Consider the following 12,306-nt stretch of genomic DNA (forward strand, 5'->3'; position numbering starts at 1 on the left):
CCAGTTTGCTACCCCGATGCCACACCTGTGGGAGGCGACCAGCCCACCTGCCCGCCTACGCTCGTCCTGTGCCTTCCCTCGCCGACCTCCAGGTCTCCTCCCTCGGCCCATGCACGTACGAGTCACCGCTCAGCAGCTACGTCGCCGGGCGCAAGACCAACGAGTACTACGTCTCCGAGGGCGACCGCGTCCTGTACGACGACACGATCTCCCTCCTGGAGCAGCGCGGCGAGCCCGTCGAACGCTGGCCGTCCTTCGAGCCGGGAGGCCCGCGCCCCGCGATCTTCCACGACCCCGCGACGACCCACGTCGGGGTCGTGACCTGCGGCGGCCTGTGCCCCGGCCTCAACGACGTGATCCGCGCAGTCACGCTGGAGCTCTACACGCACTACGGCGTGACCCAGGTGACCGGCTTCCGCAACGGCTACGCCGGCTTCGACAAGGAGCTCGGGTTCGAGCCGATCCCCCTCACGCCCGGCCTCGTCGGCTCGATCAACGAGCGCGGCGGCACGATCCTCGGCACCTCGCGCGGAGCCCAGGACGCGGCGGTGATCGTCGACCGTCTCGTCGAGCTCGAGATCAACGCGCTCATCGTCATCGGCGGCGACGGTTCCATGCACGGCGCGCACGGCATCGTCGAGGAGATCACCCGGCGCGCGCTCGCGATCGGCGTGGTCGGGATCCCGAAGACGATCGACAACGACATCCCCCACATCGGCCAGAGCTTCGGTTTCGCCACCGCGTTCGCGGAGGCGTCGAAGGCGATCGCGGCCGCCCACATCGAGGCCGAGTCGGCGTACAACGGCGTCGGTCTCGTCAAGGTGATGGGCCGGCACGCGGGCTTCATCGCCTGCTACGCCGCCCTCGCGAACCATGACGCCGACTTCGTGCTGATCCCCGAGGTCCCGTTCAGCCTCGAGGGCGAGAACGGCCTGCTGCGCTCGCTCGAGCGCCGGATCCGCCAGCACGGCAGCGCCGTGATCGTCCTCGCCGAGGGCGCCGGGCAGGAGCACACGCTCGCCACCGGCAAGTCCGACGCCTCGGGCAACAGCCGTCTCGGCGACATCGCGACGATCGTGCGCGAGGCCATCGAGAAGGACTTCCGCAACCGCGGCGAGGCACTGACGCTGAAGTTCCTCGACCCCGGCTACGGCATCCGCGCCATCCCCGCCGACGCCTCCGACTCGGTCTACTGCGCGCGCCTCGCGCAGGTCGCCGTCCATGCCGTGATGGCCGGCCGTACCGACATGGTGGTCGGCCGACGTCGCCACCGGTTCGTCCACGTGCCGATCCCGCTGGTCATCGAGCGCCGCCACTCGGTCTCGCCCGAGGGCGACCTGTGGCTCTCGGTGCTCGAGTCGACGTCGCAGCCGCTCGACATGCGCTGAGGCCCCGCTCTAGCCTGCGAGCCGCCGCAGCACCTCGATCACGCGGTCGTTGGCGTCCGGCTCGCCGATGGTGATCCGGATGCCGTCCCCGGCGAACGGCCGTACGGCCAGCCCGTCGTGGGCGAACACCTCCGCCACCTCCAGCGTCCGCTCCCCCGTCGGCAGCCAGAAGAAGTTGGCCTGCGTGTCCGGGACGGCCCAGCCGAGGTCGCGTACGGCCATGACGGTCCGGTCACGCTCGGCGACCAACGCGTCGACGCGGGCCAAGAGCTCTTTCTCGGCGTCCAGCGAGGCGACCGCCGCCGCCTGCGCCACGTCCGACACCCCGAACGGCAGCGCGACCTTGCGCACGGCCGACGCGATCCGGGCCGGTGCGACGGCGTACCCGACGCGCAGGCCCGCCAGGCCGTACGCCTTCGAGAAGGTCCGCAGCACGACGACGTTGTCGCGCGCGCGCGTCAGCTCGAGCGCCCGGGTCGGGGTCGAGGCGAACTCCGCGTAGGCCTCGTCGACCACGACGAGCACGTCCTCGGGCACGCGCGCGACGAACGCGGCGAGCGCGTCGCCACCGACGCCGGGTCCGGTGGGGTTGTTGGGGGTGCACACGATCACCACGCGCGTACGGTCGCTCAGCGCGCCGAGCATCGCATCGAGGTCGTGCTCCGCGGTCGGGGTCAGCGGCACCTCGACCGGGGTCGCGCCGACCAGACGGACCGCGATCGGGTACGCCTCGAACGACCGCCAGGCGTACACGACCTCGTCGCCGCTCTCGCAGGTCGCCTGGAGCAGGTGGTAGAGGACAGCGACGGAGCCGGTCGCCGCCGCCAGATCGGGCACCGGGACCTGGTGATGGCGCGACAGCGCGGCGTACAGGTCGATCGCGCCCATGTCGGGGTAGCGGTTCAGGTGCCCGCACGCCTCCTGGACGGCCTCGAGCACGCTCGGCAGCGGCGGGTACGGGTTCTCGTTGCTGGACAGCTTGTACGGCACTCGGTCGTCGGCCGCGCTCGGTGGTCGCCCCGGACGGTAGTCGGGTACGCCGTCGAGCGCCGCTCTGATGCGGGGTTCGCCCATGCCCGCACCCTAGGCCCGCCGCCGTCCGATGGTCGAGATGTCGACGGCTGCTAGCCTCCCGGCGTGCCCTCCTCGACCTTCCTCGCCGGAGTCGCCGTCTTCGTGGTGCTGCTCGTGCTGGACCAGCGGCGGCGGCGCGCGGCGATGCGGCGGCGGGCCGAGCGGGGAGAGAAGCCGCGGGGCGGCGGGTCCGAGGACTGGCTGGCGACCCGGCTGGTGCTCGAGACCGATCCCGAGACCGCGGGCGAGATCGTCGCCAAGGTGGCGCGGGCCGCCGTGTCCAAGCCCCTCGCTGCCGGCCGCTGGGCGCTCGTGACCGGGTTCGACCGGTACGACGCGTCCGCAGGCGTCGTCCGTACGGACTCCGGCTCCGTCACCCTTGCACCGCTCAGCGCTCCTGACGACGGAGGCACTCCCGACGGGGCCGCGTGGCTCGACTTCCGCGACCGCGTCGCCAAGGCGGCGCGCAAGGCGGGCATCGAGACCCGGACGGAGCCGTCGCCGCCCTTCGTCGCGACGGCGGGGCCCGGCGGCACCTCGCGATGGGTCCCGCGGGCGTAGCCCGGAGCCCTGTCGCCCGCCATTGCGTGAGAGCATCCCGAGGTGGCACGCGGTGAGTCGTCGGCACGGATCGGGTACGGCCTCGTCGTCGGCGGCGCCGCCCTCTTCATCGTCAACGCGGGGGTGTCCCGGGTCGCGATGCGGGCCGGCGTCGACCCCGCACTGCTCACGAGCCTGAGGACGACGGGCTCGGCGCTCCTCTTCCTCGCGTTCGCTGCCCTCACGGACCGGTCAGCCCTGCGGCTGCCGCGCGGACGCGAGCTCGCGATGCTGCTGCTCCTCGGCATCGTCGGGGTCGCCGGCGTCCAGTGGACCTACAACATCGCGATCGACCGCATCCCTGTCGGCATGGCGCTGCTCCTCGAGTACCTCGCCCCCGTCCTCGTCGTCCTGTGGGCACGCTTCGTCCAGAAGCAGCCGGTCCGTCGCACGATGTGGGTCGCCGTCGCGATGACCTTGCTCGGGCTCGCTCTCGTGGCCCAGATCTCCGAGGGCCTGGCGTTCGACGGGCTCGGGATGCTCGCGGGCCTCGGCGCCGCGGTCTGCTTCGCGGTCTACTTCCTCGTCGGCGAGCAGGGTGTGCGCGACGCCGACCCGATCCGCGTGGTCCTGTGGGCGTTCACGTTCGCGGCGCTCGCGATGAACGTCATCAGCCCGGTCTGGACCGTGGAAGGCCTCGGCGCTCCTGCCAACCTGCTTGGCGCCCTCGACGCCTACGAGGTCCCGCTGTGGCTCGTGCTCGGATGGGTGATCGTGCTCGGCACTCTCGCGCCGTTCTTCATGGAGCTCAGCGCGCTGCAGTACCTCCCCGCGACGGTCGTGACGGTGGTCGCGACGCTCGAGCCGGTGGGCGCCTCCGCGCTCGGCTGGGCATGGTTCGGGGAGTCGCTCGACGGGGTGCAGATCGTGGGCGGACTGCTCGTCGTCGCCGGCATCGCCGTCGCCCAGCTCTCACGTCCGTCGAGCCCCGCGCCCGTCCCGGAGGTGGCCGGCTGACACCGGTCCGGCGCCGTACGGGCGTCTGCTTGGATGGACCCATGAAGCTCGTCCTCACTTGGTTGTGCAACGCCGCCGCCATCGCCGTGGCGGCCTGGATCTTCAGCGGCATCAGCATCGGAGACGCGGGACAGGACGGCTGGGAGAAGGCCGGCGCGCTGCTCATCGTCGCCGCCGTCTTCACGGCGATCAACCTGACGGTCGGACGCCTCCTCAAGCTCGTCTCGATCCCGTTCATCGTGCTGACGCTCGGCATCCTGCTGCTCGTCCTCAACGCGCTCCTGCTGAGGTTCACCGCCTGGGTGACCGACGCGCTGCCGGTGCTGGTCGAGTTCCACGTCGACGGGTTCTGGGTCGCGTTGTGGGGCTCGATCGTGATCTCCCTCGTCAACATGGCGCTGCGGCTGTTCATTGATGCGGACTAGCGTGGATGCGGACTAGCGTGAGGGCATGACCTCGCCCGGCGACGCCGACCACCCGCTCCGCATCGCCGTCGTCTGTCTGGGCAACATCTGCCGCTCCCCGATGGCCGACGTGGTGCTGGAGCAGAAGCTCGACGACGCCGGACTGTCCGACAAGGTCCGCGTGGACTCGGCAGGCACGGGCGGATGGCACCGTGGCGAGCCGATGGACCCGCGGGCCGCCGCCGTCCTCGCCGAGCACGGCTACGACCCCACCCGGCACCGCGCGCAGCAGATCACGCGCGAGTGGTTCAAGGACCACGACCTCATCCTCACGATGGACGAGTCCAACTTCGACGACGTCGCCGCGCTCGCCCGCGACGCGAGCGACCGCGCCAAGATCCAGATGTTCCGTTCGTACGACCCGGCGGCCACACCGGGTGACGACGAGGTCCCCGACCCCTGGTACGGCGGGCCGGAGGGATTCGAGCACGTGCTCGGCCTCATCGAGCGCACCGCGGACGCGATCGTCGCCAGCGCCCCTCAGCTGGTGCAACAGCTTCCGCACTGAGCCCGGCGCGCGGACGCCGCGCTGTGTAGCGTCAGCACATGGCGCGCATGGGGGGCATAGCAGCGAAGGCGGAGGCCCTGCTCGGAGCAGGGGTCATCGCCACCACACCCGTAGCCGGCGGGGACACCAACACGGCGATCAGACTCCGACTCACCGACGGGCGCAGTGCGGTGCTCAAGACACGACCGCACGCGCCGCACGACTTCTACACCTCCGAGGCCGAGGCGCTCGGCTGGCTGGCCCAGGCCGGCGGCGCTCCGGTGCCCGAAGTGCTCGGCGTCGCCGAGGACTGCCTGATCGTGTCGTGGGTGGAGCCGGCCAAGGCGACCGCCGACGCCGCAGAGGCGTTCGGGCGCGCCTTGGCCGTGACCCACGCGGCGGGCGCCGAGGAGTTCGGGTTCCCGCGGGACGGCTACATCGGCCTGGCCCCGCTGCCCAACAAGCCCGCAGCGACGTGGACCGAGTTCTACGCGACCCGCCGCGTGCTGCCCTACCTCAAGGTCGCCGTCGAGCGAGGAGCGATGACCGCCGAGCAGGCGGCGCCGATCGAGGAGGTCGTCCGTCGCCTCGACGACCTCGCAGGGCCGCCCGAGCCACCGGCACGCGTCCACGGAGACCTGTGGTCGGGCAACGTCGTGTGGTCGACGGAGGATCGGGCGTTCCTCATCGACCCGGCCGCGTACGGAGGCCACCGCGAGACCGACCTCGCGATGCTCGCCCTGTTCGGCATCCAGCACCTGCAGCGGATCCTGGACAGCTACGACGAGGCGACCCCGCTGGCCGACGGCTGGCGTGAACGGGTTCCGCTGCACCAGCTCCACCCGCTCCTCGTGCACGCCGCACTGTTCGGTGGCGGTTACGGGGCACGGGCGAGCGCCGCGGCGGAGCAGCTTCTCGCCGGAACCGACGCAGCGACGTCCTGACCGCGCCACCGACTCACCGGTGGTGCTGGGCCCGACCTGGCACGCTGGCACCATGCGCATCCTCGTGGTCGACGACGACCGGGCTGTCCGTGACTCGCTCCGGCGCTCGCTGGAGTTCAACGGCTACACCGTCGACGTCGCCTCCGACGGTGCCGAGGCGCTCGCGCGCGTCCCGATGATCAACCCCGACGCGATCATCATGGATGTGATGATGCCGCGGCTCGACGGCCTCGAGGCGACGCGGGCGCTGCGCGCGGCTGGCAACGACGTGCCGATCCTGGTCCTCACCGCCAAAGACGCCGTCGACGAGCGCGTGGACGGTCTCGACGCCGGAGCCGACGACTACCTCACCAAGCCGTTCGCGCTCGCCGAGCTGCTCGCGCGTGTCCGCGCCCTGCTGCGCCGCGCCGCACGCTCGAGGTCGGCCGACGAGGACGAAGAGGTCGTACTGGAGTTCTCCGACCTCACGATGAACACCGCCACCCGCGAGGTCACCCGCGGCGAGCGCTCCATCTCGCTGACCCGTACGGAGTTCGCGCTGCTCGAGCTGTTCATGGAGCGCCCGAAGCGCGTGCTGGAGCGCTCGTTCATCCTCGAAGAGGTCTGGGGCTTCGACTTCCCGACGACGGCCAACTCCCTGGAGGTGTACGTCGGGTACGTGCGCCGCAAGCTCGAGGCCGACGGCGAGCCGCGCCTGCTCCACACCGTGCGCGGCGTCGGGTACGTCCTGCGCGAGACCGCGCCGTGATCGCGGAGCACCGCTGATGGCGCGTGATATCGCCTCGGCCCGGCGCTGGCTGCACGACAAGGCCGAGGGGCTCCCTCTCGCGACCCGCATCTCCCTGCTCACCACCGCAGCGGTGGGCATCACGCTCGCGTTCGTGAGCATGATCGTCTACGTCAGCGTGAAGGCCGAGTTCACCTCCAGCCTCGACGAGAACCTCCAGCGCCGCGCCGTGGCCGCCGTGCAGGCCGGCATCGCCACCGAGTGGGAGATCCGCGGGATCCCCCAGTCGGCCCTCCTCGCCACCGACGTCAAGATGACCGTCATCACGTACGGCGAACCCGACCCGCGGCTCGCCGACTACGTAGGACCAGACGAGGAGGAGGTCGCCTCGGGCAAGCGGACCCACTCTCTGCGCACGGCCGACATCGACGGCACTCCGTACCGGGTCGTCGCCGTGTACGCAGGCTCGGGGCGCGCGCTCGTGGTCGCGCAGTCGATGGAGAGCATGGACGCCGCGCTCGACCGGCTCGGCGTCGTCCTGTGGGCGGTGGGGATCTTCGGCGTCCTGATCGCCGGGCTCCTCGGCTCGGTGATCGCCAGCGGTGGCCTGCGCCCCGTACGACGCCTGACCACCGCCGTCGAGCACGTCGCCCGTACCGGCGAGCTGCGCCCGATCGCCGTCCACGGCGCCGACGACCTCGGGCGCCTGACGGTGGCGTACAACCAGATGATGGTCGCCCTCGACGCCTCCCGTGAGCGCGAACGTCAGCTCGTCGCCGACGCCGGCCACGAGCTGCGTACCCCACTGACCTCGCTCAAGACCAACATCGAGCTGCTCGGTCAGGCCGAGATCCGCGGTGGGATGCCGCAGCCGGCCCGCCTCGAGCTCATCAACGATGTTGGTGCCCAGGTCGACGAGCTCGCCACCCTGGTCGGCGACCTTGTCGAGCTCGCCCGCGACGAGGGGACCCCCGACCCCGAGCCGATCGATCTGTCGGAGGTCGTCGCGACCGCCGTCGAACGCGTGCAGCGTCGGGCCCCCGGCATCGCGTTCGAGGTCGACACCGAGCCGTGGATCGTGGTCGGCGAGTCTCGCACGCTCGAGCGGGCCGTCACCAACCTCCTCGACAACGCCGCGAAATGGAGCCCGCCGCTCGGGGAGGTCCGCGTACGGCTGCGCGACGGCACTCTCACCGTCGAGGACGCGGGCCCGGGGATCAACGACGAGGATCTGCCGCACGTGTTCGAGCGGTTCTACCGCTCGCGCGACGCCCGACGGCTCCCCGGTTCGGGCCTCGGGCTCGCGATCGTCGCCCAGGCCGCGTACCGTCATCACGGGCAGGTCAGCGCGGGCCGTGCGTCCTCGGGCGGCGCGCTGATGACGCTGCGGATTCCCGGCCGACCGGGCGAGCCCGAGGGTCGCGGACTCTCAGCAGATCCCCAGTAACCTCTTCCGGTCGTCCCAGATCTGTCTCAGCGGCCTCTTAGTCGTACGCGGCATGCTGGTGCACATGAACGATCAGTCCCGTCCTACAGACCCGCAGGGTTCGGCCCCGCAGCAGGCGCCGCAGCCCACCACTCCGTACGCGGCGCCCGCCAGCGGCGCCAGTACGGGATACCCGAGCAGCACGCCGTACACGCACCGTTACGGCGCCGCCTCTGACACCACCGACCGTCCGGGCGAGCAGACCCAGGCGTACCCCTTCGGCTTCACGCCGCAGGAGCCCGGCAAGCCCGCGCCCAAGAAGCAGCGCAGCGGCGGCTTCGCGGCGGCGGTCGTGGCAGGCGCCCTGGTCGCCGGCCTCGTCGGCGGCATCGGCGGTGCGGCCGGATACCAGGCGCTCAATGACGACAGCACCGGCACGTCGCCCTCGACCTCCTCGCTCGACAACACCTCGACCTCGAGCGCCTCGCTCTCCGAGGGCGAGATCGAGAAGGTCGCCCAGAAGGTGCTCCCCTCGACCGTCCAGCTGAACGTCCGCGGTGGCGACAGCAGCGGCAGCGGCACGGGCATCATCATCAGCTCCGACGGCGAGATCCTCACCAACAACCACGTGGTCGAGGCCGCCGCCGACAGCGGCGAGATCACCGTCTCCTTCAGCGACGGCTCGATCGCGCGCGCCCAGATCGTCGGCCGTGACCCGGTCACCGACCTCGCCGTCGTCAAGGCCGAGGGCAAGAGCGGCCTGACCCCGGCGACGCTCGGCAACTCCGCCGACCTGCGCGTCGGCCAGGACGTCGTCGCGATCGGCTCCCCGTACGGCTTGGAGAGCACCGTGACCTCCGGCATCGTGTCGGCGCTCAACCGGCCGGTGACCGCGGGCGAGACCAACGAGTCGCGCAACGTGTTCCCCGCGATCCAGACCGACGCCGCGATCAACCCGGGCAACTCCGGTGGCCCGCTGGTCGACCTCAACGGGTCGGTGATCGGTATCAACACCGCGATCCGCACCAGCGGGGGCAGCGAGTCCGGCTCGATCGGCCTCGGCTTCGCGATCCCGATCGACCTCGCCAAGAACGTCGCGTCGCAGCTCGTCAAGGGCGACACGGTCGCTCACTCCCGGATCGGCGTGACGGTCGCCGACGCCGTCGAGTCGGACGGCATGACGACGATCGGCGCCGAGGTGAAGTCGGTGACCGACGGCAGCGCCGCGGCCAAGGCCGGCCTCAAGACCGGCGACGTGATCATCCGTGTGGGCGACCAGCCGGTCGCGAGCTCGGACGCGCTCGTGGCGACGATCCGCGGCTACCAGCCGGGCGAGAAGGTCGAGCTGACCTACACCCGTGGCGGCGAGCAGCACACCGCCGACGTCACCCTCGACTCCGACGGCGGTTCGTTGGGGTCCTAAGACTCCTGGTCGCACCAGGAACGCAGGGGCCACGCGCATTTCCCCCGGTGCGCGTGGCCCCTTTTTGCGTCCCGTGGGGCCGGGGTGTCAGACGAGCAGCTCGGCGACGAGGTCGCGGATGATGCGATCGCCGTGCTGGGTGAGGATCGACTCCGCGTGGAACTGGATCCCGCGGAACCCCGGCCCGGCAACGGTGTGCACGTCGCCCGTCTCAGCGTCGGTCTCGACGCTCACGCCCTCGGGCAGTCCCGACCCAGGAACCCGGGCGACGAACGTGTTGTAGAACCCGACCGTCTCCGTACGACCACGCAGGGGCAGCGCGCTCTGCGTGCCCTGGAAGACGATGTCCTTGTACGCGAGGTCGAGCCCGAGCGCGCCGCACAGCACCTGGTGGCCGAGGCACACCGCGAGGAACGGGCGTCCGGCGGCGAGCAGGTCGTCGACGGCGCGTCGTACGGTCGCGATCTTGGGGTCGTCGAGCTCGCGTGGATCGCCGGGGCCGGGACCGACGAGGACGAGATCGTAGCCGTCGAACACCTCCGGCCCCGCGTAGTCCTCGTGCCGCAGCACGTCGGTCGTGATCCCCAGAACGCCGAGGACGTGGCCGAGCATGTTGACGAAGTCGTCCTCGTTGTCGAGGATCACTGCCCGCTTGCCGGCGAGCGGGTCGGTCGGTGCCGCGCCCGACTGGTCGGACAGCCAGAACTGGCTGAGGCGCTGGTTGCGCGACCCGAGCGCGATCAGCACGTCGTCGTCGTGCGCGAACGCGTCGAACCCTTCGGACGGCAGCGGCGCCGCCTCGACGAGCCCGAACGCGCTGAGGACACCGGCCGCTTTCGCGTGCGTCTCCGCGGTCTCGTAGTCGGAGTCGGAGTCTCGTACGAGCGTCGCCCCCGCCGTGACCTTGAGGTTGCCCTCGAGGTCGACGTCGGCGGTCCGGATGAGGATCGGCGAGTCCGCCGTGGGGCGCCCCTCGTCGTCGCGCCCGAGCAGCGCCGCAGCCGCCGCGTAGTAGCCACGCCCTTCGGCCTCGTACTTCTTGATGAGCTTGCACGCGTTCTCGACCGGGCTGCCGGTGACCGTCGCCGCGAACATCGAGTCGCGCAGCACCTCGCGCACGTCGCGGTGGGTGCGACCGGCGAGCAGGTACTCGGTGTGGACGAGATGCGTCATCGGCTTGAGGTACGGACCGAGGACCATGCCACCCTCGCTGCAGATGTCGCACATCATCTTGAGCTCCTCGTCGACGACCATGAAGAGCTCGTAGATCTCCTTCTCGTCGTCGAGGAAGCGCAGCAGCTCGCGCTTGCGGTCGGCCTGCGTCTCGAGCCCGCGCAGCCGGAACGTGCCCGAGATCGGGTTCATCCGGACCTGGCCCGCGTCGATGCTCACGTGCCGCTCAGGGCTCGCGCCGATCAGGTAGCGCTCGCCGGTGAAGATCACGAACGTCCAGTGCGCCCCGCGCTCGCGCTCGAGCAGGCGCCGCAGCACCGTCAGCGCGCCGGTCGGCCCCCACTCGGCGAGACGCGCCCGGTAGTGCCGGCCGATCACGAGGTTCGCGCCCTCGCCCTGCCCGATCTCGGAGTCGATCACCTCGCGGACCATGCCGGCGTACGTCGCGTCGTCCGTCTCGAACCCGCCCCTGTCGGCGAGCGCGACCTCACCGTCGGGGAGAGCGGCGAGCAGGTCGTCCAGGGCGACCTCCAGGGACGTCTCGGCGGCGATCACCGAGAGCGGGGTGCCGTCGTCGTGCGCCTCGAAGCCGCGTTCGCGGACCTGGCGGAACGGGACGAGCACGAGGTTGTCGTACTGGGCGGGCAGCCCGGGCACCGGATCGGGGACGGGCACGTCCATGAGCGAGTCGACGTCCGTACGGGCTCCGCCGAGCAGGATCACGCGGTCGGAGTCGCGCACGCGGATGATCGCGTACGACGGGAGCGTGACGAGGTGCGCGAGCGCTGCGGAGACATCGAGATCTGCGCCGTCATGAGGTGGCATCGTCGGTCCTTTGATTCGTCGGCCGACGGGTTGCCCAGACGCGGCCGAGAGGCGGGTCTGGGGGATGAAGCACGAGACGCCACCTAGAGGTGGCGCCACCAACCGAGCGTGGTGCGTGCGTTCATGGGCGCGAGCGTAGCGCACGTGCCGAGCAGAGGACCACGCCGTGAGCGGTTCAGCGCTGAACGACGGGTGAACCCGAGGGCAGCGGGAGGCGCAGCGACGTCAGCGGCGCCAGACCGAGCAGGACGAGCGAGGCGGCGAACGGCATCAGGTCGACCTGCCAGGCGACGGCGAGTGCCCCGGTCACGACGGCCGCCGGACTCCACCACGCCAGCGCGCCGTGCTCGACAAGCAGGAGCAGCAAGGTCGCAAGACCTGCGACGAGCAGCGTGGCGGCAGCCCCCGAGACCGACCCTGGCAGGTGGGCGGCCGCGGCGCTCTCGGGCGCAAGGGCCGCGACCGCCACCCACATAGAGCCGACGGCACCGAGGAGCCCGACGGCGACCGCCGCCTCGGTCACCCCGCGGCCGGATCCGGTGATGGGCGGGACGCTGCGCGCCAGGCCCACGACCAGCACGGCGAGCAGGAGGAAGGCGAACAGGAGCGCGGCGTGACCGAGGTCCCACGCGGGCCCATCGCCGTACCCGCCGTCCATCACGTCGACGAGACGAAGGAGGCCGGCGACGAGCACCAGCAGCGGTGCGACGAGCGCCGGGCCCACGACGAGCGGGTGGCGTGGACCGAGAGGCGCCGCGGGAGTCATCTCACCACGGTGCACCGCGGAGGCTGCTGCGCCCATCGGTGACACCACGGAG

Annotated in this window: 12 protein-coding genes; 9 read left to right on the top strand and 3 right to left on the bottom strand. The window is 71.3% G+C overall.

Annotated elements, in window-relative coordinates; genetic code table 11:
- The first annotated feature begins 68 nt into the window (after nucleotides 1-68).
- The gene (locus HCT63_RS15665; RefSeq protein ID WP_167006790.1) at nucleotides 69-1,388 is read left to right on the top strand and encodes an ATP-dependent 6-phosphofructokinase; all 1,320 of its coding nucleotides are present in this window, start codon (nucleotides 69-71) and stop codon (nucleotides 1,386-1,388) included.
- Nucleotides 1,389-1,397: 9 nt separating this feature from the next.
- On the opposite strand, the gene hisC is transcribed toward HCT63_RS15665, so the two are convergent.
- Nucleotides 1,398-2,462, bottom strand: coding sequence for a histidinol-phosphate transaminase (gene hisC / locus HCT63_RS15670; protein WP_167006793.1), 1,065 nt, complete (start codon nucleotides 2,460-2,462; stop codon nucleotides 1,398-1,400).
- 63 nt (nucleotides 2,463-2,525) lie between these two features.
- On the opposite strand from hisC, the gene HCT63_RS15675 reads away from it, so the two are divergent.
- The 8 genes from HCT63_RS15675 (at nucleotide 2,526) to HCT63_RS15710 (ending at nucleotide 9,490) form a co-directional block, all read left to right on the top strand.
- Nucleotides 2,526-3,023 carry a hypothetical protein gene (locus tag HCT63_RS15675; RefSeq protein ID WP_167006796.1) on the top strand — a complete coding sequence of 166 codons (498 nt, stop codon included), beginning with the start codon at nucleotides 2,526-2,528 and terminating at the stop codon, nucleotides 3,021-3,023.
- Nucleotides 3,024-3,065: 42 nt separating this feature from the next.
- Nucleotides 3,066-4,019 (top strand): EamA family transporter, encoded by a 954-nt coding sequence (locus tag HCT63_RS15680; RefSeq protein ID WP_167006799.1) that lies wholly within the window; start codon nucleotides 3,066-3,068, stop codon nucleotides 4,017-4,019.
- 41 nt (nucleotides 4,020-4,060) lie between these two features.
- On the top strand, nucleotides 4,061-4,444 hold the full coding sequence (locus tag HCT63_RS15685; protein ID WP_167006802.1) for a phage holin family protein: 384 nt from the start codon (nucleotides 4,061-4,063) through the stop codon (nucleotides 4,442-4,444).
- Between the two features lie 25 nt (nucleotides 4,445-4,469).
- On the top strand, nucleotides 4,470-4,991 hold the full coding sequence (locus HCT63_RS15690) for a low molecular weight protein-tyrosine-phosphatase (RefSeq protein ID WP_167006805.1): 522 nt from the start codon (nucleotides 4,470-4,472) through the stop codon (nucleotides 4,989-4,991).
- A gap of 38 nt (nucleotides 4,992-5,029) precedes the next feature.
- Complete coding sequence (locus HCT63_RS15695; RefSeq protein WP_167006808.1) at nucleotides 5,030-5,914, top strand: fructosamine kinase family protein; 885 nt, start codon at nucleotides 5,030-5,032, stop codon at nucleotides 5,912-5,914.
- 52 nt (nucleotides 5,915-5,966) lie between these two features.
- Nucleotides 5,967-6,662 carry a response regulator transcription factor gene (locus HCT63_RS15700; protein ID WP_167006811.1) on the top strand — a complete coding sequence of 232 codons (696 nt, stop codon included), beginning with the start codon at nucleotides 5,967-5,969 and terminating at the stop codon, nucleotides 6,660-6,662.
- A 16-nt stretch (nucleotides 6,663-6,678) separates the two neighbouring features.
- Nucleotides 6,679-8,088 carry a HAMP domain-containing sensor histidine kinase gene (locus tag HCT63_RS15705; protein WP_167006814.1) on the top strand — a complete coding sequence of 470 codons (1,410 nt, stop codon included), beginning with the start codon at nucleotides 6,679-6,681 and terminating at the stop codon, nucleotides 8,086-8,088.
- 64 nt (nucleotides 8,089-8,152) lie between these two features.
- Nucleotides 8,153-9,490, top strand: a complete 1,338-nt coding sequence (locus tag HCT63_RS15710; RefSeq protein ID WP_167006817.1) for a trypsin-like peptidase domain-containing protein — start codon at nucleotides 8,153-8,155, stop codon at nucleotides 9,488-9,490.
- An 87-nt stretch (nucleotides 9,491-9,577) separates the two neighbouring features.
- On the opposite strand, the gene HCT63_RS15715 is transcribed toward HCT63_RS15710, so the two are convergent.
- Together HCT63_RS15715 and HCT63_RS15720 are read right to left on the bottom strand one after the other, a co-directional pair.
- Nucleotides 9,578-11,488, bottom strand: coding sequence for an anthranilate synthase family protein (locus tag HCT63_RS15715; protein ID WP_167006820.1), 1,911 nt, complete (start codon nucleotides 11,486-11,488; stop codon nucleotides 9,578-9,580).
- A gap of 175 nt (nucleotides 11,489-11,663) precedes the next feature.
- Nucleotides 11,664-12,254, bottom strand: coding sequence for a hypothetical protein (locus tag HCT63_RS15720; RefSeq protein ID WP_167006823.1), 591 nt, complete (start codon nucleotides 12,252-12,254; stop codon nucleotides 11,664-11,666).
- Nucleotides 12,255-12,306 lie beyond the last annotated feature (52 nt).

This window comes from Mumia sp. ZJ430 (assembly GCF_011751845.1).
Lineage (GTDB): Bacteria > Actinomycetota > Actinomycetes > Propionibacteriales > Nocardioidaceae > Mumia.

Excerpts from the sequence above, each read along its gene's own strand:
- HCT63_RS15710 (WP_167006817.1), top strand. The coding sequence starts at position 8,153 with ATGAACGATCAGTCCCGTCCTACAGACCCGCAGGGTTCGGCCCCGCAG.
- HCT63_RS15700 (WP_167006811.1), top strand. The coding sequence starts at position 5,967 with ATGCGCATCCTCGTGGTCGACGACGACCGGGCTGTCCGTGACTCGCTC.
- hisC (WP_167006793.1), bottom strand. The coding sequence starts at position 2,462 with ATGGGCGAACCCCGCATCAGAGCGGCGCTCGACGGCGTACCCGACTAC.
- HCT63_RS15715 (WP_167006820.1), bottom strand. The coding sequence starts at position 11,488 with ATGCCACCTCATGACGGCGCAGATCTCGATGTCTCCGCAGCGCTCGCG.
- HCT63_RS15695 (WP_167006808.1), top strand. The coding sequence starts at position 5,030 with ATGGCGCGCATGGGGGGCATAGCAGCGAAGGCGGAGGCCCTGCTCGGA.
- HCT63_RS15705 (WP_167006814.1), top strand. The coding sequence starts at position 6,679 with ATGGCGCGTGATATCGCCTCGGCCCGGCGCTGGCTGCACGACAAGGCC.
- HCT63_RS15720 (WP_167006823.1), bottom strand. The coding sequence starts at position 12,254 with ATGACTCCCGCGGCGCCTCTCGGTCCACGCCACCCGCTCGTCGTGGGC.
- HCT63_RS15685 (WP_167006802.1), top strand. The coding sequence starts at position 4,061 with ATGAAGCTCGTCCTCACTTGGTTGTGCAACGCCGCCGCCATCGCCGTG.
- HCT63_RS15690 (WP_167006805.1), top strand. The coding sequence starts at position 4,470 with ATGACCTCGCCCGGCGACGCCGACCACCCGCTCCGCATCGCCGTCGTC.